At 73.4% G+C, this 26,067-nt stretch carries 21 protein-coding genes; 6 read left to right on the top strand and 15 right to left on the bottom strand.

All coding sequences use genetic code 11. The annotated features are described in order from the left end of the window. Positions 1-3 precede the first annotated feature (3 nt). The 6 genes from IF20_RS08450 to IF20_RS08425 form a co-directional block, all read right to left on the bottom strand. Positions 4-1,281, bottom strand: coding sequence for an ABC transporter substrate-binding protein (locus IF20_RS08450; protein ID WP_110943997.1), 1,278 nt, complete (start codon positions 1,279-1,281; stop codon positions 4-6). A gap of 2 nt (positions 1,282-1,283) precedes the next feature. Beyond that, on the bottom strand, positions 1,284-2,030 hold the full coding sequence (locus IF20_RS08445; protein ID WP_052864359.1) for a cupin domain-containing protein: 747 nt from the start codon (positions 2,028-2,030) through the stop codon (positions 1,284-1,286). A gap of 14 nt (positions 2,031-2,044) precedes the next feature. Further along, the gene (locus IF20_RS08440) at positions 2,045-3,004 is read right to left on the bottom strand and encodes a DUF6807 domain-containing protein (RefSeq protein ID WP_052864358.1); all 960 of its coding nucleotides are present in this window, start codon (positions 3,002-3,004) and stop codon (positions 2,045-2,047) included. A 7-nt stretch (positions 3,005-3,011) separates the two neighbouring features. Next, positions 3,012-4,181, bottom strand: coding sequence for a Gfo/Idh/MocA family protein (locus tag IF20_RS08435; protein WP_110943965.1), 1,170 nt, complete (start codon positions 4,179-4,181; stop codon positions 3,012-3,014). 179 nt (positions 4,182-4,360) lie between these two features. Further along, entirely contained in the window at positions 4,361-5,989 is a 1,629-nt protein-coding gene (locus tag IF20_RS08430) for a phytoene desaturase family protein (protein ID WP_052864514.1), read from the bottom strand. Position 5,990: 1 nt separating this feature from the next. Beyond that, positions 5,991-6,488, bottom strand: a complete 498-nt coding sequence (locus tag IF20_RS08425) for an SRPBCC family protein (protein ID WP_052864357.1) — start codon at positions 6,486-6,488, stop codon at positions 5,991-5,993. 102 nt (positions 6,489-6,590) lie between these two features. On the opposite strand from IF20_RS08425, the gene IF20_RS08420 reads away from it, so the two are divergent. Together IF20_RS08420 and IF20_RS08415 are read left to right on the top strand one after the other, a co-directional pair. Next, a complete protein-coding gene (locus IF20_RS08420; RefSeq protein WP_234426573.1) occupies positions 6,591-7,673 on the top strand; it encodes an SDR family oxidoreductase in 1,083 nt (360 codons plus the stop codon). A gap of 52 nt (positions 7,674-7,725) precedes the next feature. Further along, positions 7,726-8,394, top strand: a complete 669-nt coding sequence (locus IF20_RS08415) for a hypothetical protein (protein WP_234426572.1) — start codon at positions 7,726-7,728, stop codon at positions 8,392-8,394. 22 nt (positions 8,395-8,416) lie between these two features. On the opposite strand, the gene IF20_RS08410 is transcribed toward IF20_RS08415, so the two are convergent. Next, positions 8,417-9,166 carry a TetR/AcrR family transcriptional regulator gene (locus IF20_RS08410; RefSeq protein ID WP_052864356.1) on the bottom strand — a complete coding sequence of 250 codons (750 nt, stop codon included), beginning with the start codon at positions 9,164-9,166 and terminating at the stop codon, positions 8,417-8,419. A gap of 129 nt (positions 9,167-9,295) precedes the next feature. Here IF20_RS08410 and IF20_RS08405 point away from each other — a divergent pair, with 129 nt between their 5' ends. Then, positions 9,296-10,570 carry an FAD-dependent monooxygenase gene (locus IF20_RS08405; protein WP_052864355.1) on the top strand — a complete coding sequence of 425 codons (1,275 nt, stop codon included), beginning with the start codon at positions 9,296-9,298 and terminating at the stop codon, positions 10,568-10,570. On the opposite strand, the gene IF20_RS08400 is transcribed toward IF20_RS08405, so the two are convergent. From IF20_RS08400 to IF20_RS08375, 6 genes are all read right to left on the bottom strand, one after another. Then, the gene (locus tag IF20_RS08400) at positions 10,516-12,027 is read right to left on the bottom strand and encodes an APC family permease (protein WP_052864354.1); all 1,512 of its coding nucleotides are present in this window, start codon (positions 12,025-12,027) and stop codon (positions 10,516-10,518) included. The genes IF20_RS08405 and IF20_RS08400 overlap by 55 nt on opposite strands. After that, positions 12,027-13,568 carry a GMC family oxidoreductase gene (locus tag IF20_RS08395; protein ID WP_052864353.1) on the bottom strand — a complete coding sequence of 514 codons (1,542 nt, stop codon included), beginning with the start codon at positions 13,566-13,568 and terminating at the stop codon, positions 12,027-12,029. The genes IF20_RS08400 and IF20_RS08395 overlap by 1 nt, the downstream gene beginning before the upstream one ends. A gap of 38 nt (positions 13,569-13,606) precedes the next feature. After that, a complete protein-coding gene (locus IF20_RS08390) occupies positions 13,607-15,073 on the bottom strand; it encodes an aldehyde dehydrogenase family protein (protein ID WP_052864352.1) in 1,467 nt (488 codons plus the stop codon). Positions 15,074-15,183: 110 nt separating this feature from the next. After that, on the bottom strand, positions 15,184-15,999 hold the full coding sequence (locus tag IF20_RS08385; RefSeq protein WP_052864509.1) for a cytochrome c oxidase assembly protein: 816 nt from the start codon (positions 15,997-15,999) through the stop codon (positions 15,184-15,186). Positions 16,000-16,028: 29 nt separating this feature from the next. Continuing rightward, positions 16,029-16,562: a DUF2243 domain-containing protein gene (locus IF20_RS08380; RefSeq protein WP_052864351.1), complete on the bottom strand. Its 534-nt coding sequence runs from the start codon at positions 16,560-16,562 to the stop codon at positions 16,029-16,031. A 75-nt stretch (positions 16,563-16,637) separates the two neighbouring features. Further along, positions 16,638-17,228 (bottom strand): AAA family ATPase, encoded by a 591-nt coding sequence (locus IF20_RS08375; RefSeq protein WP_052864350.1) that lies wholly within the window; start codon positions 17,226-17,228, stop codon positions 16,638-16,640. Between the two features lie 125 nt (positions 17,229-17,353). Between IF20_RS08375 and IF20_RS08370 the strand changes: the two genes are divergently transcribed. Next, positions 17,354-18,148, top strand: a complete 795-nt coding sequence (locus IF20_RS08370) for an SDR family NAD(P)-dependent oxidoreductase (protein ID WP_052864349.1) — start codon at positions 17,354-17,356, stop codon at positions 18,146-18,148. A gap of 123 nt (positions 18,149-18,271) precedes the next feature. Further along, positions 18,272-19,243: a YihY/virulence factor BrkB family protein gene (locus IF20_RS08365; RefSeq protein ID WP_110943964.1), complete on the top strand. Its 972-nt coding sequence runs from the start codon at positions 18,272-18,274 to the stop codon at positions 19,241-19,243. 126 nt (positions 19,244-19,369) lie between these two features. Here IF20_RS08365 and IF20_RS08360 read toward each other — a convergent pair whose 3' ends face one another. Then, entirely contained in the window at positions 19,370-19,702 is a 333-nt protein-coding gene (locus IF20_RS08360) for a hypothetical protein (RefSeq protein ID WP_052864348.1), read from the bottom strand. Between the two features lie 216 nt (positions 19,703-19,918). Between IF20_RS08360 and IF20_RS08355 the strand changes: the two genes are divergently transcribed. Then, on the top strand, positions 19,919-24,382 hold the full coding sequence (locus IF20_RS08355) for an HAD-IC family P-type ATPase (RefSeq protein WP_052864347.1): 4,464 nt from the start codon (positions 19,919-19,921) through the stop codon (positions 24,380-24,382). A 21-nt stretch (positions 24,383-24,403) separates the two neighbouring features. Here IF20_RS08355 and mdlC read toward each other — a convergent pair whose 3' ends face one another. Next, positions 24,404-25,996: a benzoylformate decarboxylase gene (mdlC, locus tag IF20_RS08350; protein WP_052864346.1), complete on the bottom strand. Its 1,593-nt coding sequence runs from the start codon at positions 25,994-25,996 to the stop codon at positions 24,404-24,406. Between the last annotated feature and the right edge of the window lie 71 nt (positions 25,997-26,067).

Below are 26,067 nucleotides of genomic sequence, written 5' to 3'. Positions count from 1 at the left end.
TGCTCACGGCCTCAGCTCCGTCCGTGCCTCGGTCAGGAAGTCCTCGGCGACCTCCCGGGGCGACGCCTGCTCGAAGGACACCTGGTCGTAGTCGCGGCCGAAGGTCGACTGCAGCCCGTTGTCACCGCGCGGCGGCGCGGCCGGCGGGTCCTTCAGCTTGCCCTGCAAAGATTCCTGAAGCCCGGCGACCTGCTGCTGGAAGCCGGTGACCGTCGGCAGGACGCGGGTCCGCTGGTGGCTGTTGACCGGGGTGCCGCGGTCCACGCCGAGGATGTCGGCGGCCTTGTCGGAGTTGAGCAGGAAGTCGATGAAGCGGGCCGCCTCGCGCGGGTGCGCGCTGTCGGCGGCGATGCCGAGGAGCATCGACGGCTTGTAGTACTGGCCGGGGGTGCCGTCCGGGCCCGCCGGCATCGGCGCGAGCGCCAGCCGGTCCCCGTACATCGCCTCGTACCCGGCCGACGGGGCGTCCCAGTTGAACTCCGCGACGGCCCGTTTGCGGCCCATCGGGGAGTCCTCGACCGCCCCTCCCGCCATCTGCGTGGTGTCCTCGGCACTGCTGACCAGCCCCGCCTTGCGCAGCCGGGAGGTGAACGTCCAGAACCGCGTGAGGTCCGCCGCTGTGAACGCGGCCTGCCCGTCCTCGCCGTACAGCCGCTTGCCCTGACCCCGCAGCCAGACCTCGAACCAGTCCTCCATCTGACCGGGGTCGGTCATCGGCCGCTCGTACCCGGCGGCCTTCAGCTTCCGCACAGCGCTCACCCAGTCGTCCCAGGTCCAGCCCGGTTTCGGGGCGGCGAGCCCGGCCTTCCGCCAGGCTGCCTTGTCATACGCCATGGCCTGCGTGCCGACGCCCATGGGCAGCGCGTACTGCACGCCGTCCACCTGCCCGGTCTTCAGCAGCCCCGGATCCATCTCCTTCGTCGGCAGCGTGCCGCGCTGGGTCTTGAGGTCCAGCAGCACGTCGGAGCCCGCGTACTGGCTGATCTGCCGGTAGTCCAGCTGGATGAGGTCGGGCACGTCGCCGCCGGCCGCCTGCGTGGCCAGCTTCTGCTTGTAGGACTCGTAGGTGGAGTAGGAGGTCTGGATGTCGATGTCCGGGTGCGCCTTCTCGAAAGCGGCGACCGCCTGCTCGGTACGCGCCGCCCGGTCCGCGTTGCCCCACCAGGTGAAGCGGAGCGTGACCTTGCCGCCGGCGGCGGTGGACGCGCCACCGCCGCCGCAGCCCGCGAGGGCCAGACACAGGACGAGGACCGCGGTCGCGGCCGTTCTGATCCGCCGCATGGTCATTCGCCGTAGTACGGGAGCGTGGTGCCGGGCAGTTCGTACTCGTCGCGGCGGCCGCACATGCCGTACCCGCCGCGCCGGGTCGGTCCCGCGGCCCGCACCCCGCCCTCGGCCAGGTGCGTCGCGTCCCCCTGCCCGAGCGCGTCCAGGTGCGTTCCGGTGCGTTCGGCCGCGGCCAGCGCCCCCTCGCGCCAGCGCTCCCGCCAGTCCGTGATTTTCGGCGCGACGAGCCGGGCCGCGGCCTCGTGGAACGCGCGCAGCGGGGAGTCGTCACCGTCCGCCAGCGCCGTACGCAACGCCTGGTACCCCTCGACGGCGAGGTCCCGGCGCTTGCGTGCCGCGGCCTCCGCCTCGGGCCCCTCCCTCGCGGGCAGTGCGGCGGCCGCCGCGTACGCCGCGGGGTCGGCCAGCACCTCGGGCGGGAAGGTGAAGACCGCGTCGCCCGCCTCCGGCAGCCCGCCGTTCTGCATCAGCACCGTCACCCGCAGCCCGCCGCCGTTGACCATGCGGTGCACGGTTCCCGGCGTGAACCACGCGATGACGCCAGGCTCCAGTGGCGTCTCGCGGTAGCCGTCCGCGATGCCGAGCGTCTGCACGGCGCCCCGGCCGCCGGTGACGACGTACGCCTCCGTACAGGCCAGATGGAGGTGCGGGCTGCCCCCGCACACGCCGTCGGCGGCCTCCCACTCGTAGGCGCCGATGTGCGAGAGACCGATGCCGCCCGGCAGCGGTGCGTCCATGACCATGACCGGCTCCCCTCTTACCAGGCCAGCGACTTCAGGTGGGCTTCGATGCGGTACGGCTCCCACGCCCCGTCGGCGACCACCACCCGGTACCGGTACGCGAAGGAGTCGCCCGGCTCCAGCGCGAACTCCTCGAAGAACGCCCACGAGAACGCCACGGTCGGCACCGGTTCGGAGCGCACGAACCAGTGCGAGGCGTGCACCGCTTCGGTGTTCTCCGGCGCGTGCGCGAAGACCAGCGTGGACTGCGCGTCCACGTCGTCGTGCGCCCCGACGAGCGCGAGCCAGGGCTGCTCGGCGGCCGGCGTGCCCATCGTCTCCTCGTCCGTAGCGGGGCCGGCCGGCGTCAGCACCTGCCCGCCCGTGAAGTCGCGCGGCCCGCGCCAGTGCAGCCCGGTGTAGCCCGCCATCTCGCGACCCGCCGTCGTCGGCGACCCGAAGTGCAGTGCCTCGTCTCGGATGTTGGTGAGGTGGAGGGACCAGTCGATGGCGTACGCGCCCGCCTCGGCGTCGACCGCGTGCACCGTGACCGTGCGCCGCTCCCGCGCCCACTCAGCACCGCCGTTCTCCACCCAGGTCAGCGCCTCGGTGAAGGCCAGCCGGTCATCGGAGACGTCGAAGGCGTCGAACCCGTCGTGGCGCATCGAGCCGACGCGCTCGTGGAGCGGCAGGTAACCCTCGCCGTGAACGTAGGAGTTGCCGCCCCAGAAGTTCTGCCCGGACAGGTGGCTGGCGGTCATCTGCAGGCCCTTGTGCCAGCGGTGGTCATGCGGCCGGTAGCCGCTGACCAGGTTGCCGGCGAGGGTACGCAGCGGGTGCACGTAGGGCTTGCGGGACTCGAAGGCCACCGGGTCCGGGGCGTAGACGTAGGACAGCAGCTCGGTGCCGGCGGCGGCCACGCGGATGCGCTCGCCGTGGGTGTGGGTGACGGTGATCGGCGTCGCGGTGCCGGTGTGCGGGATCGGTGCTGCGCTCATGCTGCGGTCACTGCTCCTTCGGTGCCCAGTCGGGGTGGTTGCCGTGCATGGCGTGGTAGTACGGGTCCTCCGGACCGATCTCGCCGGCGCGTACCGGCTGCCCGGTGAACGCCGACTTGTAGAGCGCGGCGAGGAACTCCAGCGTGCGGCGCGCCGCCACGCCGCTGCCGGGTGGGCGCACCCCCTTGGCCATCGCGTCGAGGAAGCCGTCGAGCTGCGCGGCGTGCGAACTGGGCACGTCGGCGGCGGGGGAGCGCCAGTGCGCGGTGCGCGCGTCGTCGCGGCGGTGCACGGCCGGGGTGTACGCCCAGTCGTCGTTGGCGTGCCCGTACAGGTGCGTCAGCTCGACCGTGGCGTGCGCGCAGTCGATGCGGATGCGGCTCACCTCGTCCGGGCTGAGCACGCTGTTGACGACGGTGGCCATGGTGCCGTCGGCGAAGCGCACCAGCGCGGTGGAGACGTCCTCGCTCTCCACGTCGTGCACCAGCCGGCCCGCCATCGCGCGGACCTCTTCCCACTCGCCCAGCAGATGCAGCAGCAGGTCCATCTGGTGGATGCCGTGCCCCATCGTGGGCCCGCCGCCCTCGGTGGCCCACCGGCCGCGCCAGGGCACGGAGTAGTACGCCCGGTCCCGGTACCAGGTGGTTTGGCAGTGTGCGACCAGCGGTCGGCCGAGCTCTCCGGAGCGCAGCAGTTCGCGTGCGTGCACCGCGCCCGATCCGTACCGGTGCTGGAAGACGACGGAGGCGTACGGGCCGCCGGGGCCGCCCTCCTCGGTGCCTTCCGCCGCCGCGATCGTGTCGTACTCCGCGAGCGAGAGACACAGCGGCTTCTCGCACAGCACCCAGGCTCCCGCCCGCAGCGCGGCCCGGGTCTGTTCCGCGTGCAGCGCGGGCGGGGTGCCGAGGAGGACGAGGCCGGGGCGTTCGGCGGCGAGCATCTCATCGAGGCCGCCGTAGCCGGTGACGTCTTCGCCCGCGCGGTCGCGGAAGGCCGCGAGCCGTGCCGGGTCGGTGTCGACGGCGGCCACCAGCCGTACGCGGTCGCCCATGCCCCGCAGGGCCGGGAGGTGGCTCCCGGTGACGATGCCGCCGGTGCCGACGACCGCGGCCCGGACAGGGAAGGAGGGGGTGGTGCCGGTGGGTGACGGCTCGGCGGCCGGTTCCGCAGCGGGCATTGCCGTGAAGCTCCCTCGAATAGAAAGCGCTTACCGGCTCGCGACACTAGGCCCGCGCCGCACGCGGCCACAAGACCCGTGCAGCAAGGGAGTGCTGAGGAACGAACGGCGTCCGGCATGTGGGACGCCGCGGAATCGGCCGCTGGACCCGGCGGCCCGTCAGGGACCCCGACCGGGCGCTACGTACGCCCTTTTCGGCCACCGCGGCCCCGGGCCGCCAGTGCGCTCTGCGCGGCGGCGAGGAGCCGGGGCCGGGTCCCCGAGTGGAGCGCTGCGTGTGCCGCGTTCGCACCGGGCGCGCCGTGCACCCCGCCGCCGGGGTGGGCGGAGGCGGAGGCGAGGTAGAGGCCGGGCACCGGGGTCTCCGGTCGGCCGGTACCGGGCAGCGGCCGGAAGAACAACTGCTGGTGCATGGCGGCCGTACCGCCGTTGATCGCGCCGCCGTGCAGATTGCCGTCCGCGGCCTGGAGCGTGGGCGGCGCGAGGATGCGGCGGGCCCGGATGCGGTCACGGAAGCCCGGCGCGAACCGCTCCACCTGTGCCTCCAGGCGGTCGGCCATCCGCTCCTGCTCGCTCGCGTTCCAGCCGCCCGTCAGCCCGTCCGGCCCGGCGTCGCCCTTCACGGTCTGCGGTACGTGGGTGTACGCCCACGCCGACTCCGTACCGGCCGGCGAGCGGGCGGCGTCCGCGGTCGTCATCTGGCCGAACAGCGCGAACGGTCGGTCCGGCACCAGCCCCATGGCGAGCTGCGCGGCGAACCGCGTCAGGTCGTCCACGCCGTCCGCCAGATGCACCGTGCCGGCTCGCCGGGCGCCCGGCGCCGACCACGGCACCGGGCCGTTCAGCGCCCAGTCGACCTTGAACGTCGCGAAGTCCCACTGGAAGCGGCGCAGATCGTCGAAGATCCTGGCCGGCAGGTGCCCCGCGCCGACCAGCTCGCGGTAGAGCACCGGCGCGGCCACGTCCGCCAGCACCGCCCGCTCCGCCGGAACCCGGTCGCCGCCCGCCGTTCGCACCCCGACCGCCCGGCCGCCGCGCACCACCACCTCGGTGACCGGCTCCCCGCAGCGCACCGTGACGCCCCGTCGGGCCAGCCGCCGGACCAGCGCCTCCGTCAGCGCCCCGGCCCCGCCGACCGGCACCGGAAAGCCGACCGCCTGCCCCAGCATCGTCAGCAGCCAGCCGTAGCCGCCGCTGCCCGCCGCCTCCGGGGCCAGGTCCGCGTGGAGCGCGTTGCCCGCCAGCAGCAGCCGGCCACCCTCACCGCGGAACTCCTCCTCGCCGAAGCGGCGCACCGGCAGCACCAGGCTGCGGGCCAGCCGCAGCCCGCCGGCGCCGCGCAGCCGGACCGCCAGCCGGGCGGTGGCGCGCACCGGCGGGAACGGTGTGAACAGGGCGTGCATGATGTCCTGGCCCAGCCGGTCCCAGATGTGGCACAGGTGGGCCCAGGCCTCGCCGTCCCCGGCCCCGAAATCCTCCAGCCCGTTCGCGGTCACCGCGCGGTTGCGGTCGAGGACGGCGCATCTGCCGTCGGGCAGCGGGTGGGCGAGGACGTGCGGCGCGTGGCTCCAGCGCAGGCCGTCCCGGTGCAGCTCCAGCCCGCGCACGAAGGGCGAGGCGGCGGCCAGCGGGTAGAACGCGCTGAAGACGTCGCTGATGTAGTCCGGGTGGACCCCGCGGTCGCTGCGGACGGCGCCGCCCGGCTCCGACTGCGCCTCCAGTACCGTGACGCTCCAGCCCGCGTCGGCCAGGAGGTTGGCCGCCACCAGCCCGTTGGGTCCCGCCCCGATGACCACTGCGTCGGCCATGTCACCGCCCCGCCGCGCGCTCGGAGGTCGGCCCCCGTCCGCCGCCACCGGCATCCGCCTCCGGAGGCATGCCCTCGACCACCTTGGCCAGCCGCTTGAGCATGTTGCGGTGGCGCACTTGCAGCAGTGCGTCCAGAACGAAGTTGTGTGCCATCCCGCCGAAGCCGCGCAGCGGGTGCTCGTCGAGGACGACCAGCGTCTCGTCCCGGCCCCAGGGCCGGATGTCCAGCGCGATCCGGGCCGAGCCGAGCGGATCGCAGTGCGCCTCCAGCTCCAACCACCGGGGCGGCTCGTGGCGGCGGACGACGGTGTGACCGGTCATCTGCAGGGCACCCAGCCGGAGCTTGTAGGTGATGGTCGAGCCGACGTCCGGCCAGGTGTCGTCCAGCGGGTCGGAGTCGCTGGGGCCGACGACCCAGTCGCCGTAGCGGGTGCAGTCCTCCAGTACCGTCCACACCGCTGCCGGCGGCCGGGCGATGAGCTGGTGCCGTACGGCCATGGATGCTCCATCCGGGTCGGCCGGCGGGGCCGGCGGTGACGGGCTGCTGCGCACGCTGACGGGTGACCCGTTATGTGTGCATTATGCCTATCCGGGTACTTGATGGCCTCGACAACCACCGCGGTCCGGACCGCGGCCGTACGCATGGAGGAGGCGGCCATGATGGCCCAGGGTAACGGCGGTGTCGTGGTCATCACCGGCGCGTCCAGCGGGGTCGGACGGGCCTGCGCCGAGGCGTTCGCCGCCCGCGGCTGGCACGTCGTCCTGGCCGCCCGGCGCGCCGAGGAGCTGAACGAGGTCGCCCGCCGGTGCCGCGAGCGGGGCACCGGCCGCGCGCTCCCGATCCCCACCGACGTGACCGACGCCGCCGCGGTGGACCGGCTCGCCCAGGAGGCCGTCGCCGCCTTCGGGCGGATCGACGTCTGGCTCAACAACGCCGCCGTCGCCGCCTTCGGGGCGCTCGACGAGATCCCGGCGGACGTCTGCCGCAAGGTGATCGACACCGACGTGATGGGCTATGTGTACGGGGCGCGCGCCGCGCTCACGGCGATGCGCCGCCAGGGGAGCGGCACCCTGATCAACGTCTCCTCGGTCGTCGGCGCCTCCCCGGTCCCGTACAACGCCCCGTACGCGGTGGCCAAGGCCGCCGTCCGGGCGCTGGGCACCAGCCTCCGCCAGGAGCTCTGGCTGGAGGGCCACCGCGACGTCCACGTCTGCACCGTGCTGCCCGCCACCATGGACACGCCGTTCTTCCAGAGCGCCGCCAACTACTCCGGCCGCAAGGTCACTCCGATGGCCCCCGTCTACACCCCCGAACGGGCGGCCCGTACGATCCTCCGCCTGGCCCGCTCCCCGCGTCGCGAGTCCTACGTCGGCCCCGCCGCCGCGGTCCTGGCCTGCTGGACCAAGCTCTTCCCCGGCCCGACGGAGAAGGCCCTGGCGTACCAGATGAACCGCTCCCACCTCTCCCGCACCGAATCGGCCCCCGACACCGCGGGCACCGTCCCGCACCCGCTGCCGGGCGGCGCCGTACGCGGCGGCTGGGGCGGCACCCGCCGCACCGCCGGCCGCCGCCTGGCCACGGCAGCACTGGCGACGGGCGTGGGGTACGCGGTGATGCGGTCGGCGTGCGGCCGGCGGCTTCGGCGCTGTGGCGTGGCTCGGGCAGACTGTGGGGATGAATGACTTCCGTCCGTCGCTCCGGACGCCTGCTCCCGAATGGTACGGACGCCTGCGGGTGCAGCCCGCTGACCTCGGGCCGGCCCGTTGGCTCACCGAGCGTGCCCCGGGGCACGGCGACTTCGCGACGGTGGCGGGGGTCGCCGCGCCCGGGTTCGCCGCCTACGCCAGGGTGTTGCATCCGGCTTCGCTGGACGAGCGGCCGGTGCGGTGGGCGACGGTGGCTGCCGCGTACGGGCGCGAGGTGGCGCCGGACACGAAGTGGCACGAGGTGATCGGCGCTGAGCCCTTCTACCAGAACGCCTCCGAGTACGGTCTGCCCCAGGTCTGGGACGAGCATCCGGAAGAGGGCCCGACCCCACCGGACCTGGCCCGGACCCTGATCCCGATTCTTGGTCGGCACACCGGAACCTCTGAGCAGTGCTGGTTCGGCCTGTGGGAGGGGTACGGGCGGCGGGACTTCAGCCGGGTGCGTCGTTTCGAGACGCCGGGCCGGCGGGAGGTGCTGCTCTCGGGGACGCTCGCCGATGTCCTCTCGCCGGCGGCGTGCGACGCGTTCGACGAGCTGCCCGACCTCTGGTGGCCGCAGGACCGTGCCTGGTGTGTGGGTGGCGATGTGGACCTGGTCAGCACCTACGTCGGCGGGTCCCACGCGCTGATCGCCGAGCTGCTCGCCGCTCCGGAACTGGAGGCGCACCCGGTGGGACCCGGCGACGGGGTCGGCTGAGCCCCGCGTCCGGCCCGCCTGCTCACGACCGTTCCGCGATCAGCGTCTCCAGGCCGTCCAGGATGCGGTGCAAGCCGAATTCCCAGGCCTGGTCCCGGGCTGCGGCCGGGGCGGTCGCCGCGGCGTGGAAGGCGGTGGTCACGGCGGGGAAGCGGTCACCGTGGTCGCGGAGCACCCCGCCCAGTACGGCGTGCAGTTGAGCTTCGGCGCCACCGCCCGGGCCTGCCGCGGCGCCCTGTTGGGCGAGGGTGCGGACGTGGCCGGTCAGCAGGACGGCGGCGTCCAGGCGTTCGGCGCCGGTGAGCGGAGTGCCGTCCAGCGCGGCAACGGCCCGCTCCAGCCACGCCAGCTCGACCGGACCCATCATGCGCGGGCCCACCGTCGCGTCCAGCAGCCAGGGGTGCCGGCCGAAGCCGTGCAGCAGGTGTTGCGCCCACGCGGCCAGTTGTCCCCGCCAGTCGGGGCGTGGTTCGTCCTCGGGTGGGAGCGGTGCGAGCGCCGCGTCGACCATCAGCGCGACCAGCTCGGCCTTGCCCGGCACGTAGCGGTAGAGCGCCATCTTCGTCACGTCCAGTTGCGAGGCGACCCGCTGCATGGACACCGCGGCCAGGCCCTCGGCGTCGGCGACCGCGACGCCGGCCCGGGCGATCCGCGCCAGGTCCAGCGTCCGCCGCGGCCCCCGCGCGGGCTGCGGCTGCGGACCCCACAACAGCCGTGCGGTCGCGGCGTGGCGGGCCTCTCCGCTGTCGCCGTCGCGCGTTCCCTCCGCCATCGCGTTCACCGTTCCGTTGCTCGTCCCGTGCTCGTCATCGCGGCTTCCCGAATAACCGTGTCCATGGTACACAGTAGGAATAACTGTGTCCGCCGGACACGGATTCACGTGGGAAACGGGGAGAGATCCATGTCATCGACGGCTCACCACAGAACTGTCCTGATCTCCGGCGCGAGCGTTGCCGGACCGGCGCTTGCCTACTGGCTGGCGCGCCACGGCTTCCGGCCCACCGTCGTCGAGATCGCCCCCGCGCTGCGCGAGGGTGGTCAGGCCGTGGACTTCCGCGGGGAGACGCATCTGACCGTGCTCCGCCGCATGGGGCTGCTGCCGGAGCTGCGGCGGCTGCGGACGGGCGGCAGTGCGATCCGCTTCGTCGACGAGCGCGGACGCCAACTGCTGCGTCTGCCCGCCGAGTTCATGGGCGGTGAGCTGGAGGTGCAGCGCGGCGACCTGGCCCGGGTGCTGTACGAGCACAGCGCCGCCGCGGCGGAGTACGTCTTCGGCGACACGATCACCGGGCTCACCGAGACCGCCTCGGGCGTGCGGGTCACCTTCCGCAACGGCCCGGCCCGCGAGTTCGACCTGGTGATCGGCGCCGACGGGCTGCACTCGACCGTCCGACGGCTCGCGTTCGGCCCCGAGGAGCACTACGTACGCCACCTCGGGTACTACGCCGCCACCTGGCAACTCCCCAACGACCTCGGGCTGACGGCAGGGGAGGGAGCGGTCGGTCTCAATGTCCCGGGGCGGCTCGCCTCGGTGGGCGCCGACCACCGGGACCCGACGCGCGCCGGCGCCATGTGTGTCTTCGCCGCGCCCGAACTGCCCTACGGCCGGCATGCCATCGAGGAGCAGAAGGGGCTGGTCGCCGACGCCTTCGCCGGGCTGGGGTGGCACGTCCCGCGGTTGCTGGGGTCGCTGCGTGCCGCGCCGGAGATGTACTTCGACTCCATCAGCCGGGCCGATGTGCCCGCCTGGTCCAAGGGGCGCATCGGGCTCGTCGGGGACGCCGCATGCGGTGCCACCCTCGGCGGCATGGGCACGGGCACCGCACTGGTCGCCGCGTACGTCCTGGCCGGGGAGCTGGCCCGGGCCGGCGGCGACCACCGTGCCGCCTTCGCCCGGTACGAGCGGCGCATCCGCCCGTACGCGGAGGGCTGCCAGAAGGGCGGTGACCGCACCGGGCCGTTCCTCGCGCCGCGTACCGCCACCGGGCTGTGGCTGCGCAACACCCTGCTGTCCCGGCGCTTCCTGCTGGAGCGAATGCTCAAGGAGGGGCAGAAGGTCAGCAGCACGGTCGAGCTGCCCGACTACGGAATCGCCGGCGCGGCCCCCGCTCCGGCCCGGGATCAGCGTCGCGACTCGGGGATCGCGTCGCCGCAGGGGGCGTCGCTGCGTCCGTAGTGGTGGGTGGTGAACATGTAGAGCACCCCGGCCAGGACGACGACACCGCCGCACAGCAGCACGATGTAGTTGTCGTACCAGGGCGCTTCGGGGGTGCGGGCCCAGCAGATGTTGACGATGGCGAAGATGCCGTAGGCCAGGGCGCCGGCGTTCACCAGCAGCCCCCACCGGCCGAGCCTGTACTCGCCGGACGGCTTCCAGCCCTTCAGACGGGCCCGCAGGGCGGCCAGCACCACCATCTGGAACGCGCCGTAGATGCCCAGGATCGCGAACGACACGATCTTGGTGAGCGCGTCCGCCGACACCAGCGAGCCGAAGGCGATGAGCGCGGGAATGACGGCCGACACCAGCAGTGCCCAGCCCGGCACCGCCCGGGCGGGGGAGAACTTCCGCAGCAGCCGGTGCCCGACGATCATCTGGTCGCGGGCGTACGAGTAGATGAGGCGGCCGGCAGCGGCCTGGAGGCTGATCGTGCAGGAGAGGAAGGAGATCAGGACGACGGCCATCACCAGCCGGGCCCCGAATTCACCCATCGCGTCGTACAGCAGATGCACCACCGGGTCGGTGTCCTTGCCCGAGATCACCGCGCGGTAGTCCGTGACCGACAGCAGCAGCGACAGGCAGGTGAAGGTGGCCGCCGCGCCGCCGACGTAGATCGTGCGGCGCATCGCCTTGGGGATCACCTTGCCCGGATGGGCGACCTCCTCGGCGGTGTCGCCGCACGCCTCGAAGCCGTAGTACTGGTAGAAGCCGATGATCGCGGCGGCGAGGAAGACCGGCAGGTAACTGCCGTCACCCTGCGTGCCGTAGGTGTCGAAGAGCACGCCCAGGTTGTGCTCGCGGTGCGTGACGAGCAGGTAGATGCCGACGATCAGCGCACCGATCAGCTCCGCGGCGAAGCCGATCATGGCCGCCCATGAAAGCCACCTGGTGCCCGCATAGTTGATCAGTACGGCGATGATGATGAGCACTACCGTGCACAAGACCGTGGTGTGCACGGTCGGTTCAAAACCGATCAGGATCGCGATGTACGGCCCCGCCCCGTACGCCACCGAGGTGATGGTGACCAGCAGCGCCCACATGTAGACCCAGCCGGTCATCCACGCCCAGCGCTTCCCCCACAGGTGGCGGGCCCACGGATAGACCCCGCCCGCGATGGGGAACTGCGCCACCACCTCGCCGAAGACCAGCGCGACCAGGAACTGCCCGCAGCCGGCCAGCAGGAACGCCCACACCATCGGCGGGCCGCCCTCGCCCAGCGCGGTGGCGAAGAGGGTGTACGTGCTGACGACGGGGGAGAGGTAGGTGAAGCCGAGCGCGAAGTTCGCCCACGGCCCCATGTCCTTGCGGAACTCCGAGCCGGGTACGGAGCCGTCGGTGGGGTCCGCCGACTCCCCGCCGGCCGGCCCGTTCCCGTGCGCGTGCGCGTCACCCGCCGGGGTGCTTGCCGAGGCCATCACCGGCCACCTCCGCCCGTCACGCGGATCAGATCGGCGGCCCGCTCGGCGGCCAGCAGCACCGTCACCATCGGGTTGATCGTCGGCATCGTCGGGAACAGCGAGGCGTCCACGACGCGGAGGCCGTCCGTGCCGCGCACCCGCAGCTGTGGATCGAGTACGGCCGCGGGGTCGTCGTCGCCGCCCATCTTGCAGGTGCCCGCCGGGTGGTAGACGGTGTGCGCGGCCCGCCGCCCGTACTCCGACAGCGCCTCGTCCGACGTCACGTCCGGGCCCGGCGCGACCTCCCGCTTCAGCCAGTCCCGCAGCGGCGCCGTCGCCGCGACCTCGCGCGCCACCTTCAGCCCGTCCACGATGGTCCTCTCGTCGTGGCCCTCCGGGTCGGTGAAGTACCGGAAGTCCAGGGCCGGCTTCTCCGCGGGGTCGGCGCTGCGCAGCCACATCCGGCCCACCGACCGGGCCCGCGGCACGTTCGGCGTCATGCATACGCCGTGCTCCACCGGCGGATAGCCCAGCCGCTCCGTGTTGACGCTGAACGGCACCTGGTAGAAGTGGAACATCAGGTCCGGGCGCGGCCCGCCGGCCGGATCGCGGCGCAGGAACAGCCCGGCGTCGGAGTCCATCGCGGAGTTCGGCGGCAGCGGCCCCGCCGTCTCCCAGATGATCACCGACTCCGGGTGGTCCAGCAGATTCTCGCCCACCCCCGGCAGGTCCACCCGTACGTCGATGCCCAGGTCGCGCAGGTGGTCGGCCGGGCCGATGCCGGAGAGCATCAGCAGCCGCGGCGTGTCGATGGCGCCCGCGCAGAGCAGCAGCTCCCGCTGCGCCCGCAGCGTCGACTCCGTGCCGTCCGCGGCCCGTACGCGTACGCACGTCATCCGGCCGTCCCCGTCCGGCACCACCTCGTGCGCCCAGGTCTCCAGCTTCAGCGTGAGGTTCGGGCGGTCCATGACCGGGTGCAGGTACGCCACCGACGCCGAGGAGCGCTTGTTGTCCTCCGCCTCGTACGCCAGTGAGAAGAAGCCCACGCCGTCGGCGAACGGCCGGGCGTTGAAGTCCTCCACCACCGGCACGCCCAGCGCAGTGGAAGCGGCCGTCACGAAGTCCTTCGCGATCGGGTTCCGGTCCTTCTCCGCCACCGGGACGATGGTGTTCTGCAGCCGGTCGCGGTAGGGCAGGACCGTCGCCGCGTCCCAGCCCTTGCAGCCCAGAGTGGCCCACTCGTCCATGTCCTGCGGCAGCGGCAGGAAGCTGATCAGGGTGTTGTGCGAGGAACAGCCGCCCAGCACGCGCGCCCGCGAGTGCAGGATGTAGGAGTTGCCGCGCGGCTGTTCCTCGGTCGTGTAGCCGTAGTCGTACTCCGAGTCCAGCAGGTTGATCCAGTTGCGCAGTCGCAGGATCTTCTCGTCGCCCACGTCGCTGGGCCCGCCCTCGACCACGCACACCCGGCAGTCCGGATCCTCGGTCAGCCGCGCCGCCAGCACGCAGCCCGCCGTTCCGCCGCCCACGATGACGTGGTCGAACTCCGTGCCGTCACCCATGTTCCGCTCCTCGGTCCGTTCCCGTCACCCTGTCGCCCTCAGCCCTTGAACCAGCCGGAGGGCGCCGGCCGCAGGTTCTGGTAGATGTGCTTGGCCTCCTGGTACTCGCGCAGCCCGGTCGGGCCGAGCTCCCGCCCGACGCCGGAGTGCCCGAAGCCGCCCCACTCGGCCTGCGGAACGTAGGGGTGGAAGTCGTTGATCCAGACCGTGCCGTGCCGCAGCCGCTGCGCCACCCGCTGCGCGCGGCTCGCGTCGCTCGTCCACACCGCGCCCGCCAGCCCGTACTTGGTGTCGTTGGCGAGCCGCACCGCGTCCTCCTCGTCGCGGAACCGCTCGACCGTCACCACCGGGCCGAACACCTCCTCCTGGACGATGCGCATCGAGCGGTCGCAGTCGGCGTAGATGGTGGGCAGTACGAAGAAGCCGCGGGAGAGCTCCGGGTCGTCCGGGCGGCGGCCGCCGCACACCAGCCGTGCGCCCTCGGCGGCCGCGACCTTCAGATAGCCCTCCACCTTCTCCCGGTGCTCGGGGGAGCTGAGCGGCCCGCTCTCGGTGTCCTCGTGCATGCCGTTGCCGAGCCGGATGCGCCGGGCCCGGTCGGCCAGCGCCTCGACGAACCGGTCGTGCAGCCCCTCCTGCACGAGGAGGCGCGAGCCGGCCGAGCAGACCTGGCCGGAGTGGAGGAACGCGGCGTCCAGCGCGTAGTCCACCGCCGCATCGAAGTCGGCGTCCTCGAAGATCACGTTGGGGTTCTTGCCGCCCAGCTCCAGCGCGATGTTCTTCACGTCGGCCGCGGCGCCCGCCATGATCGTGCGGCCGGTCGCCAGCCCGCCCGTGAAGGACACCAGGTCCACGTCCGGGTGCTGGGTCATCGCGGACCCGACCGTCGCGCCCGGCCCGAGGACGAGGTTCGCGACGCCGGGCGGCGCACCGGCCTCCGCCAGCAGCCGGAAGAGGTAGATGGTGGTCAGCGGCGTGGTCTCGCTCGGCTTGAGCACGAAGGTGTTGCCGGCCGCGAGCGCGGGCGCCACCTTCCAGGTCGCCTGGAGCAGCGGATAGTTCCACGGTGCGATCAGCGCGCACACCCCGACCGGCTGGTACACCACCCGGCTGAGCACATCGGGGCCGACGTCCACCACCCGGCCGCCGTCCTTGTCGGCGATCTCGGCGAAGTAGCGGAACGCGTTCGCGATGTCCTCCACGTCGAGCCGGGACTCCGCGATGGTCTTGCCGGTGTCCTGCGTCTCGATGCGGGCGACGTCCTCGCGGTCGCGCAGCAGCAGCTCGTACACGCGGTGCAGCACGTCCGCGCGGCGCCGGGTCGGGGAGCCCGCCCACTCCCCGTCGTCGAACGCGCGCCGCGCGGCCCGCACCGCCCGGTCGACGTCCGTGCCGTCCGCATCGTCGACGGTGCGCACCACGGACGCGTCGAACGGGTTGACCACGTCGCGTCGGCCGCCCGCCGCCGCCCCGGTCCACTCGCCGTCGATGTACAGGTCAGCCATCTGCTGATCTCCTCGCTCCCGGGGGCCGCGCCGCTATGCCTGGGCCTGGACTCGCACCATGGTCCAGAGTCCGGCGCGGCGGACGGCGGGGCGCACCGAAGCACCCCGGGCTAGGAGGAGGAAAGTGACTCGGTCGGGCTAACGCGCGGAGCGGTCGGCCGGCCCGGGCGGCGGACCGGCCGCCAGGTGGCGACCAGCGCGCCCGCCAGCAGCAGCTCGGCGATGTCGCCGCCGTAGTACATCAGCTCCGCGCCGCCCCGCACCTGCTCCACCGGCGCGTGCACACCGATGAGGAAGCCGCCGTAGAGGAGCTGCGAGAAGACCGCGTGCAGGGCGACCGCCACACCCAGCAGGACCAGCCGCGCCGGCACCCCCGGCCGCGCCGGAGCGGGATCCGGCCCCGCCACGACCCAGGCGAAGAGGCACCCGGAGAGCAGGAAGTGGGCGTGCACCGGCCAGTGCAGCGCCGGATGCGCCGCGGTCACGTCGTACAGCGGCGTGCCGTACAGGGCCGCGAGCGAGCCCGTGCTCAGCAGCAGCGCGGTGACCGGGTGGGCGAGCAACCGGAGCGGGCGGCTGTGCAGCAGGCCCGTCAGCCGCCGGGCACGGGCGGGCGGCAGCGTCCGCAGCAGCAGCGTGACCGGCGCGCCGAGGACCAGCGCGAGCGGCGCGTACATCCCGAGCACCAGATGCTGGGCCATGTGGCCGCGGAAGTCCCCGTGCGCGAACGTCCCCAGCGGTGGCAGCAGCGCACCGGCCGCCAGCGCGCACCCGGTGAGGAAGCTCGCGGTGCGCCAGGGATGCTGGCTCTTGGCCGGGTGCCGCCGGCCGGCCCGCCGTACGAGCAGCAGGTAGCCGGTGGCGAGCAGGAGCAGCAGGGCGACCGCGACCGCCGTCGGGAGCGGGCCGCCGGGCAGTGGGTGCATGCCTCCGGTGTGGTGCGCGTGACCGCCCATCAGAGGCTCAGGGCGGGGTCGACGGAGCGGCCGCTGCGTTGCAGCGCCCAGCCTCCGAGCCAGAGCAGCGCCCCCAGCACCAGGAAGCCGATGTCCCACCAGACCTGGTACGGGCCGCCGTGCACGTGGTGGATGCCGAGGATCTGGTGGTCCAGCACCCCCTCGACCAGGTTGAAGAGGCCCCAGCCCGCCAGGACCCAGCCCCACAGCACCCGGGACGTCCACACGCGCCGCCGGTCGTGGGTCACCCGGGAGTACAGCACGGCCAGCCCGATGAGCACCGCCAACCAGCAGACGGTGTGGAAGATGCCGTCCCACACGGTGTTCATCCGCAGCCCGGAAACGGTGTGCGGGCTGTAGTACTTCACGCCGATGCGGTCGGTGTTGGTGCTGGTCAGCATGTGGTGCCACTGCAGGAGTTGATGCAGCAGGATGCCGTCGACGAAGCCGCCGAGCCCCACGCCCAGTACGATCCCCGGCAGCCGGAGGCTCCGCGGCGCGGGGCCTGCCCGCATCTCGCTCGTGGTGGCCATACGGTCACTCCTTCCTGGTGGACGCCGGGCTCCGCCGTCCCGGTCCCCGTACCGGTTCCCGGCCGCGCCCCTCCGTCACGCGCTCTTCCGGTCCGCCTCCACCGACCGCAGCACCGACCGCACCCGGTCCTCGACCGGTGCCCGCTCCAGTTCGACCGGCTCGTAGCCGTACTCCGCGTACGTCTCGACCATGACGAGGCAGGTCCGTTCGGCCTCCGCCGGGGACTGCTTGCGCTCCGCGTCCCGCGCGTAGATCTCCGGCCAGAACGGCGCGACGAACACCCGGCGGTGGTAGCGGTGAGCGCGCGCGGCGGCGTGCACGTGGTCCGGTACGGGCAGGCCCTGCAGCCGCAGGTAGCCGACGATGTCGGGCACCCCGCGGTCGAAGAAGACGGGGCCGCCGGGCGGCGTCCCGTGCGCCGCGGCGAGCCGGTACGAGCGCAGTTCCCAGCCCAGCATCAGCTCGGCGAACAGCGCCGGGTCGGTCCACGGCAGGCCGCGCCCGCCGATGGCCACCTGGTCCCGGATCACGCCCCGGCCGGCCTCCTCCGTCCGGGCGTACCCGGCCGCCGCCAACCGGTCGATGAGCGTGCTCTTGCCGGCCCCGGGCCCGCCGGTGACCACCACGAAGCGGTCGCGGTGCGCGGGGGTGAAGGACGAAGACATGGCGGACACCTTTCGTGCCGTTGGGGAGGGCCGGGGGGGCCGTGGCAGCCTGCTGACCAGGGGCGGCAGGCGAAAAAACGAGTCGGGAAACAGCCAGGGAACAGTCAGGAAAGGGAGCCGATGCCATGCAGCTCGACCTGTCAGGACGGACCGCACTGGTCACGGGATCGACCCAGGGAATCGGCGCGGCGATCGCCGCGGGACTGGCCCGCTCGGGCGCCCGGGTCGGGATCAACGGGCGGCACGCCGCCCGGGTCGACGAGGCGGTGGCCCGGCTCGGCGCGGAGGTGCCCGGTGGTCGGTTCGTCGCGGCGACCGCCGACGTGACCACCGAGGAGGGCACCGCCCGGTTGGCGGACACGTTGCCCGACGTGGACATCCTCGTCAACAATCTCGGCATTTTCGGCGCGCGGGACCCGCTGGAGATCAGCGATGCGGAGTGGCGACGCTACTTCGAGGTGAACGTGCTGGCGGCGGTCCGGCTCACCCGGACGTACCTGCCCGGCATGACCGGGCGCGGCTGGGGCCGGATCCAGTACATCGCCAGCGACTCGGCCGTGGTGATCCCCGCCGAGATGATCCACTACGGCATGTCGAAGACGGCGCTCCTCGCGGTGGGCCGCGGCTTCGCCAAGCAGGCGGCGGGCACCGGCGTCACGGTCAACTCCGTCATCGCCGGGCCGACGCACACCGAAGGCGTGGCGGACTTCGTGTACGAGCTGGTGGACCGCGACCTGCCGTGGGACGAGGCGCAGCGGGTCTTCATGCGCGAGCACCGGCCGCAGTCGCTGCTGCAGCGGCTGATCGAACCCGAGGAGATCGCGCACATGGTCGTCTACCTCAGCTCGGAGCAGGCATCGGCGACGACCGGTGGCGCGCTGCGGGTGGACGGCGGTTACGTCGACTCGATCCTGCCCTGACCCCTGCCCTGACCGGGCGCCGGGCCGATCGCCGGCCCTCCATACGGACCAGTCCGGCGGGCGGCCGTCCGCCGGACTGGTGAGGCTGGAGATCCGATCACCCGATGCGGAGGTCCCGTACCCATGCGAGGGCAGCACCGAGACGAGAACCACGAAGGCGCCGGCGGGGCGAGCTCCGGCACCCCCAAGGGCCCTGGCGACCTGCCCAAACAGTCGTGGAAGGCGGTGCTGAAACGCACCGCGAAGGAGTTCAAGAGGGACAACCTCACCGACCTGGCCGCGGCCCTCACGTACTACGGCGTGCTGGCCATCTTCCCGGCCGCGCTGGCCCTGGTCTCGATCCTCGGCCTGCTGGGCAGCGACACGATCCAGCAGATGATCGACAATGTCGGGAAGTTCGCCCCGGGCGCCACCCGCGACGTCATCACGAACATGCTCAAACAGATGCAGGGCAGCGGGGGGAAGGCCGGCATCGTCCTGATCATCGGCATCCTGATCGCGCTGTGGTCGGCCTCCGGATACATCGCCGCCTTCATGCGCGCCGCCAACGCCGTCTACGACATCGAGGAGGGCCGGCCGGCCTGGAAGATCCTGCCGACCCGCTTCCTGATCACCGTCGTGACCGTCGTCCTGCTCGCCCTCATCAGCATCGCCGTGGTCTTCACGGGCTCGCTGGCCAAGAAGGCGGGGGACATCCTGGGGCTCGGCAGCACGGCGGTCACGGTCTGGAACATCGCCAAGTGGCCCGTGATGGTGATCCTGGTCAGCTTCATCATCGCGCTGCTGTACTGGGCCGCGCCCAACGTCCGGCGCCGGTTCCGCTGGGTCACCCCCGGCAGCCTGCTGGCCGTCGTGCTCTGGCTCGTCGCCTCGGCCCTCTTCGCGCTCTACGTCGCCAACTTCAGCAACTACAACAAGACCTACGGCAGCCTGGCCGGGATCATCATCTTCCTCGTCTGGCTGTGGATCTCCAACCTCGCCATCCTGCTCGGCCTGGAGTTCAACGCGGAGATGGAGCGGAGCCGCGCCATGGAAGCCGGTCATCCGCGGGACGAGGAGCCGTACGCCGAACCGCGCGACACCCGCAATATGTGAGGCGGTCGGCCGCTGCGCATCCGTGCGCGGCGTCCTCCGCCGAGAGACGGTGCCGGGCCCGGCTCCTTGTGGAACCGGGCCCGGCGCCGGTCTGTCCGGCCGCTCTTCCCTCCCCTTTCTCCGGCGTCAGTCCCGCTTCTTGGCGGGCTGCGCGACCTGCTCGGAGGCACGTTCCGCCGTCGGCTCCCGCCGTTCGGCCGATTCCTGCTGTCCGGAGCGCCGTAACAGGACGGTGGCGCCGCCGACGGCGAGCGCGACCGGCCACTCCAGCGCCCCCGCGACGGCGAGCGCGCCCAGGCCGCCGTAGTACCAGAGTTCCCTGGCAGGCGGCATGGGCGGCAGCCACTGGGAAGCCGTCCGCGCGTTGTTCACCACGTCCCCGGGCGTGAAGTACGGGACGTGCAGCGGTGCGCGGACATCGAGGGTGTGCACGCTCATGCCCTGCTTGCTGCGGTGCACGTGCGTTTCCTCGGTGGGCTCTTGCGGTGCCGTCCGTTTCGCAGCGGTTTTCCGCGTGCTTTCAGCTGTACTGGGCATCCCAACTCCTTGTTTGGCCCGAGTACGGTGTGCTGTGCGTACTCCATTCTCGCGCGTCGAGGACGCGACGGGGCATCGGAACGAAGCGGGCGGGCACCGGCTTCGGGGGACCGGGTGCCGGGAGGTGGGTGGCGGACGGTGAAGGTTCCGGGGATCGACATCGCACGGACGGTGGCGCGGAGCGCGGTGAGCGCGCTCGGCACGCCGGCGCGACCACGCACGCGGATCATCGGCGAGCGGGTACACATCGCGGTACGCGGACTGCAGGAGGCGGAAGAGGCAACGGCGACGGCGGTCACGGCAGCCGTCGAACGGCGGCTCGCCGCCCTGCCCGCCGTCCGGTGGGCCGCGGTCAACACCGTGCTCGGGTACGCCGTCCTGGCGCTGGAGACCGAGGGCGGGATCGATGCCGACACGGCGAAGGCGCTGACCGAAGCGGTCGAGGAGATCGAGGAGGAGCACGGGCTGACCGGTCCGCTGCCCGAACACCCCGCGACGCACGGCGACATCCAGCGCGCCGCCCTCTCCCTCGCCCTGCAGGCGGCCGCCGTACCGGTCGCCACCGCCGTCCGGCTCGCACAGCGCACCCCCCTGCCGGTCGGCCTCTCCGCGCTGGTCAGCCTCATCGACGCCCAGCCTGCGCTGCGCCGCAGGGTGACGGCCGTGGTCGGCCCCCGCAACGTCGACGTGGTGCTCGCCGGCCTGAGCGCGCTCGCCCAGGCCGGCCACGGCGGCTTCATCGGGCTGGGCGTGGACTCCGTACGGCACGCCCTGCGGCTGGCCGAGACGGTCGCCCACCGCGAGGCGTGGGAGGCGGCGGAGCAGCGCGTGAGCGAGAGCGAGCGGCACGCCCGCGCCGCCGTGATACCCACCGAACCGCGTGCGGTGCCGCTGCGGGAGGGGCCGGTCGAGCGGTACGCGCGCCGGTCCGGCTGGGTGGCCGGGACGGTCTTCACCGGCACCTTCGCCGTGACCCGCAAGGCGATGCCCGCGGCGAGCGCGGCCGTGGCCGCCCTGCCCAAGCCGCCCTGGACGGCCCGCGAGGCCTTCGCCGGCGCCCTCGGCCGCGGCCTGTCCCAGCGCGGCGTCCTCATCGCCGACCCCGGAGCGCTGCGGCGTCTGGACCGGGTGCGGACCGTCGTCCTGGACACCGATGCCCTGCTGACGGGCGCTCACCTGCTCGCCGACCTCTTACCGCTGGACGAGGAGCGCTCCACCGGCGACCTCGCGGCGACCGCCTACCGGCTCTTCGACGGCCACCGGCCCACGGCGGTGCACGAGGAGGGCGACTGGACGCTGGCGCCGCATCGGCCCGCGGGCCGGAGTGGGAAGGACGAGCCGGAGGCGGCGGCCGAGACGGAGGCGGAGCGACGGCTGCGCCGCGGTGGCGCCGAGCACATCCTGGCGCTCGCGCACCGGGGCCGGCCGTGCGCGCTGGTCGCCGTGGTGCCCGAACTGCACGAGGCGGCCGAGGGCCTGGTCGCGGCGGCCCGGCAGCACGGCCTCACCCTTCTGACCGCGGGCTCGTACGTCTCCCACGTCGCCCTCTCCGACGCGCACGGCAGCGTGCCCGGCGGCGACCGGCTGGCCGCGTCCGTCCGTGACCTGCAGCGCGACGGTTCGGGCGTCCTGCTCGCCTCGGCGGACCGGACCGCGCTGGCCGCCGCCGACGTGGGGGCCGGCGTCACCGGCCGGGACGGGGTGCTCCCGTGGGGCGCTTCGCTGTACGTGGGGCACGACCTCGCGCAGCTCGGCGTGCTGGTGGCGGCGTGCGGCGCGGCCCGCCCGGTTTCGCAGCGCGGCGTACGGCTGGCCCAGGCGGCGGCCGTGGTCGGCACGGTGACGACCCTCGCCGGGCGCCGGAAGCGCGGGATGGCCGCGCGCAGCCTGCTCGCCGTCAACGCGGCCGCCGCACTGGGCATGGCGCAGGGCGTGTGGTCGGCGGCGCAGGCGCTGCGCGCCGGCGGCGCCCGTATGCCGGCGCGCCGCCCCTGGCACGCCATGACGCCGGACACCGTGCTGGACATGACGGGCGGCAGCGAGGAGGGCCTGACGATGCGTCAGGTCCGGAGTCGCACCAGGGCGACGGAGGACCGGACGCAGGAGCCCTCGCTGCTCCGGGCGGTCGCCACCGAGACCGCCAACCCGCTCACCCCGGTGCTGCTCGGCGGCGCCGCCCTGTCGGCCGGCGTCGGCGCACTGCTGGACGCGTACATCATCGTCGGCGTCACCCTGCTGTCCGGCTGCATCGGCGGCGTCCAGCGACACCTGGCCGACCGGGCCGTCGCCGACCTGCACCGGCGCTCCGCCGTCATGGCCACCGCACTGCGGGACGGCGAGGAGCGCCAGCTCCCCTCCGAGGAACTGGTGGCCGGCGACGTGGTGTCACTGACCGCCGGCGACGTCGTCCCCGCCGACTGCCGGCTCCTCACCACCCGCGGCCTGGAGGCGGACGAGTCCGCGCTGACCGGTGAGTCGCTGCCGGTGGCCAAGGACGTCGCCCCCGTCCTCGCCGCGGACCTCGCCGACCGTACGTCGATGGCGTACGAGGGGACCACCGTGGCGGCGGGGCGGGCGCGTGCCGTGGTCGTCGCCACCGGCGCGGCCACCGAAGCGGGCCGCGGGGCCCAGGCCGGGCGGGGCGCCGCCGCGCCGGTCGGCGTGGAGCGCCGCCTCGCGCAGATCACCCGCACCACGATGCCGGTGGCGCTCGGCGCGGCCGGCACCCTGATGGCCGTCGGCCTGATGCGCGGCCACCCCGCCCGGGAGACCGTCGGCGCGGGCGTCGGCCTCGCGGTGGCCAGCGTCCCCGAGGGGCTGCCCTTCCTGGTCTCGGCCGCCCAACTGGCCGCAGCGCGGCGGCTGTCTACGCAGGGCGTCCTGGTCCGCGACCCCCGCACCATCGAGGCGGTCGGCCGTACGGACGTACTGTGCTTCGACAAGACCGGCACCCTGACCCACGGGCAGATCTCGCTCACCGCCGTCTCGGTGGCCGGCCGCAGCCTCGCCCTGGAACGCCTCGGTGACGAGCACCAGGACGTCCTGGCGGCCGGGCTGCGTGCCACCCCCAGGCGGCGCCGCAAGCAGCCGCTGGCCCACGTCACCGACAACGCGGTGGTCGCCGGCGCCGAGGAGGCCGGTGTGCACCGCACCCGCTCGGCGCCCGGTTGGAAGCGCGCGGACCAGCTGCCCTTCGAGCCGAGCCGCGGCTTCCACGCGGCGATCGGCCGGAGCGGCAAGGAGTGGGTGCTGTCGGTGAAGGGCGCGCCCGAGGAGGTGATCCAGCGCTGTACGAGCCGGGCGGGCCGCAAGCTGGAGCCCGCCGACCGCGATGAACTCCTCGCCGAAGGCGAGAAGTTGGCCGCCGAGGGGCATCGCGTCCTCGCGGTCGCCGAGCGTCGCACGAGCAAGGAGCCGGCGGACGAGGGGAAGCTCACCGACGAGGCCGTCGGCAAGCTCGGCTTCCTCGGCTTCCTCGCCTTCTCCGACCAGGTACGCGGCACCGCCGGCGACTCCGTGCGCGAGCTGGCGGACGCCGGCGTGCACATCGTCATGATCACCGGCGACCACCCGCAGACCGCGGAGTCCATCGCCAAGGAACTGGGCCTCATCAACGGCCACCGCGTCGTCACCGGCGCCGAGTTGGACGGGCTGGACGACGCGGCGCTGGACAAGGTGCTGCCGAACGTCGGCGTCGTCGCCCGCGGCACGCCGGAGCACAAGGTGCGCGTCGTCCAGGCCTTCCAGCGGCTGGGCCGTACGGTCGCCATGACCGGTGACGGCGCCAACGACGCGCCCGCCATCCGGATCGCCGACGTCGGCATCGCGCTCGGCGGCCGGGGCACCCCGGCGGCCCGCGCCGCCGCCGACCTGGTGGTGACCGACGACCGGCTGGAGACCATCCTCGCCGTGCTCATCGAGGGCCGCGCCATGTGGGCCTCGGTACGCCAGGCGCTGGCGATGCTCGTCGGCGGCAACCTCGGCGAGATCGCCTTCACCGTGCTCGGTGCCACCGTCTCCGGCACCTCTCCGCTGACGGCGCGTCAACTGCTGCTGGTGAACCTCTTCACCGACCTGCTCCCGGCCATCGCCCTCGCCGTACGCGCGCCCCACCCCGAAGCCGTCGTCCGCCTGCTGCGCGAGGGGCCGGAGGCGTCGCTGGGCGCGGCGCTGACCGACGAGACGGCGCAGCGGGCGCTGGCCACGGCGACCGGTGCGGCCGCCGGCTGGCTCGCGGCACGGCTCACCGGCCGCCCGGCCCGGGCCCGTACGGTCGCGCTCGCCGCGCTGGTCGCCACCCAGCTCGGCCAGACGCTGGTGATCGGCGGTGGGGACCGGTCGGTCGTGGCGTCGGCGGCGGGCTCGATGGCGGCGCTCGCGGCCGTCGTCCAGACCCCGGGCCTCAGCCATTTCTTCGGCTGCGCTCCGCTCGGCCCGGTCGCCTGGACGATCGCCCTGTCCGCGGCCGGCGCGGCGACGGCGGGCTCGTCCCTGCTCCCGCCGCTGATCACCCGCATGGAGGCGCTGGCCTCCCGGGGGAAGGGGGAGCCGGCCGCGGAACCCTCCGAAGGGAAGGAGGAGCCGGAGACGGTCACGGCGTGAGGTCGCCCGGGGCGCCGGGGCTCACGGCTCGGTGAGCTCCGTCGCCACCTCGATCACCGCGGGCCGGCGGCTGCCGAGCGCGTCCTTGAGGGCACGTACGAAGGCGTCGCCGGTCCGCACCGCGGTCGCGGCGACGCCGTACCCCCCGGCGAGCTGGACGAAGTCGATGCCGGGCACGTCCATGCCCGGCGTCTCCCCGGAGTCCAGGACCTTGGAGAACCAGCGGAGCGCCCCGTACGTGCCGTTGTTGAGGATAACGATGATCACCGGTATGCCGTACCGGGCCGCGGTCCACAGCGCCGTGATGCCGTAGTTCGCCGACCCGTCGCCGATCAGCCCGATCACCTGCCGGTCGGCGTGCGCCAGCTGCGCGCCGACGGCGGCCGGGAGCCCGAAGCCGAGGCCGCCGGAGGCGGGAAAGAAGTAACTGCCCGGCCGGGACAGGTCCATCTGGGCCCAGAAGGCGCCGGTGGTGGAGGTGGACTCCTTCACGTACACCGCGTCCTCGGGAGCGGTCCGGCGCAACAGCGCGAACAGCTCCTCCGGGTGCAGCCGGTCGGCGGAGGCGGCCGGGGGAGCAGGCCGGAAGTCGGGCAGCGGCGGCAGCACCGGGCGCCGCCCGCCGGTCACCGCGCCGGCCAGCCGCGCCAGCGCGTCCCGCACCCCGCCCACCAGTGCCTCGCCCATCGGCGCCCGCGCGGCCTCGCCCGGGTCGCCGGTCAGGTGGATCAGCTGCGCACCCTCGGGAAGGTACGCGCCGGGCACGAACTGGTGGTACCGGAACACCGGCGCACCGGCCACGAGGATCACGTCGTGCCCCGCCAGCGCGTCGCTCACGCCCCGCACGGCGGCCGGCAGGACGCCCCGGAAGGCGGGGTGCCGGGTGGGGAACGGGCAGCGGGACGCCGAGGGCGCGATCCACACCGGCGCGCTCAGCTTCTCCGCCAGCCGTACGGCGTCGGCGTTGGCTTCCTCGGCGTCGACCTCGGGGCCCAGCACGAGCACCGGGTTCGCGGCCCCGTCCAGGGCCGCCACGAGCGTGTCGAGCTGCGCACCGCTCAGCGAACCGGCCGCGGCCGTCCGACGCTCCCTCAGACGGCGGGCCTCCGCCGGTGCTTCGTGCGCCCAGTCGTCGTACGGCACCGACACGTACACCGGCCCCTTGGGTGGCAGGTTCGCCAGCTGGATCGCCTGGCTCAGCGCGCGCGGCACGTCCGTCGCGCAGGACGGTTCGCACGCCCACTTCACCAGCGGCCTCGGCAGCGCCGCCGCGTCCACGTTGGCCAGCATGACCTCCTGGCCGATGGTCGAGCGGACCTGCTGGCCCGCGGTGATCACCAGCGGGCTGTGCGCGGAGACCGCGTTGGTGAGCATCCCCATCGCGTTGCCGGTACCGGCCGCCGCGTGCAGGTTCACGAACGCCGCGCCACCGCGGGCCTGCGCGTACCCGTCGGCCATCGCCAGCACAGCACCCTCGTGCAGCCCGAGGACATAACGGAAGTCCGCCGGCATGCCGGCGAGGAACGGCAACTCGTTGGAGCCCGGATTGCCGAAGACCGTCGTCAGGCCGTGCGCCCTCAACAGGTCGTACGTCGCTTCGCTCACGCTGGCCATCGGTACTCCATTCATGTGGCACTGACCCACCGCACGGTAGAAAGGCCGCGACCGTAAAGCCAATGACTGCT

Source organism: Streptomyces niger, from assembly GCF_000718305.1.
GTDB lineage: Bacteria > Actinomycetota > Actinomycetes > Streptomycetales > Streptomycetaceae > Streptomyces > Streptomyces niger.
This window is presented reverse-complemented; position numbering and strand designations above follow the sequence as displayed.

Excerpts from the sequence above, each read along its gene's own strand:
- IF20_RS08450 (WP_110943997.1), bottom strand. The coding sequence starts at position 1,281 with ATGCGGCGGATCAGAACGGCCGCGACCGCGGTCCTCGTCCTGTGTCTG.
- IF20_RS08445 (WP_052864359.1), bottom strand. The coding sequence starts at position 2,030 with ATGGTCATGGACGCACCGCTGCCGGGCGGCATCGGTCTCTCGCACATC.
- IF20_RS08440 (WP_052864358.1), bottom strand. The coding sequence starts at position 3,004 with ATGAGCGCAGCACCGATCCCGCACACCGGCACCGCGACGCCGATCACC.
- IF20_RS08435 (WP_110943965.1), bottom strand. The coding sequence starts at position 4,181 with ATGCCCGCTGCGGAACCGGCCGCCGAGCCGTCACCCACCGGCACCACC.
- IF20_RS08430 (WP_052864514.1), bottom strand. The coding sequence starts at position 5,989 with ATGGCCGACGCAGTGGTCATCGGGGCGGGACCCAACGGGCTGGTGGCG.
- IF20_RS08425 (WP_052864357.1), bottom strand. The coding sequence starts at position 6,488 with ATGGCCGTACGGCACCAGCTCATCGCCCGGCCGCCGGCAGCGGTGTGG.
- IF20_RS08420 (WP_234426573.1), top strand. The coding sequence starts at position 6,591 with ATGGCCTCGACAACCACCGCGGTCCGGACCGCGGCCGTACGCATGGAG.
- IF20_RS08410 (WP_052864356.1), bottom strand. The coding sequence starts at position 9,166 with ATGGCGGAGGGAACGCGCGACGGCGACAGCGGAGAGGCCCGCCACGCC.
- IF20_RS08405 (WP_052864355.1), top strand. The coding sequence starts at position 9,296 with ATGTCATCGACGGCTCACCACAGAACTGTCCTGATCTCCGGCGCGAGC.
- IF20_RS08400 (WP_052864354.1), bottom strand. The coding sequence starts at position 12,027 with ATGGCCTCGGCAAGCACCCCGGCGGGTGACGCGCACGCGCACGGGAAC.
- IF20_RS08395 (WP_052864353.1), bottom strand. The coding sequence starts at position 13,568 with ATGGGTGACGGCACGGAGTTCGACCACGTCATCGTGGGCGGCGGAACG.
- IF20_RS08390 (WP_052864352.1), bottom strand. The coding sequence starts at position 15,073 with ATGGCTGACCTGTACATCGACGGCGAGTGGACCGGGGCGGCGGCGGGC.
- IF20_RS08385 (WP_052864509.1), bottom strand. The coding sequence starts at position 15,999 with ATGCACCCACTGCCCGGCGGCCCGCTCCCGACGGCGGTCGCGGTCGCC.
- IF20_RS08380 (WP_052864351.1), bottom strand. The coding sequence starts at position 16,562 with ATGGCCACCACGAGCGAGATGCGGGCAGGCCCCGCGCCGCGGAGCCTC.
- IF20_RS08375 (WP_052864350.1), bottom strand. The coding sequence starts at position 17,228 with ATGTCTTCGTCCTTCACCCCCGCGCACCGCGACCGCTTCGTGGTGGTC.
- IF20_RS08370 (WP_052864349.1), top strand. The coding sequence starts at position 17,354 with ATGCAGCTCGACCTGTCAGGACGGACCGCACTGGTCACGGGATCGACC.
- IF20_RS08365 (WP_110943964.1), top strand. The coding sequence starts at position 18,272 with ATGCGAGGGCAGCACCGAGACGAGAACCACGAAGGCGCCGGCGGGGCG.
- mdlC (WP_052864346.1), bottom strand. The coding sequence starts at position 25,996 with ATGGCCAGCGTGAGCGAAGCGACGTACGACCTGTTGAGGGCGCACGGC.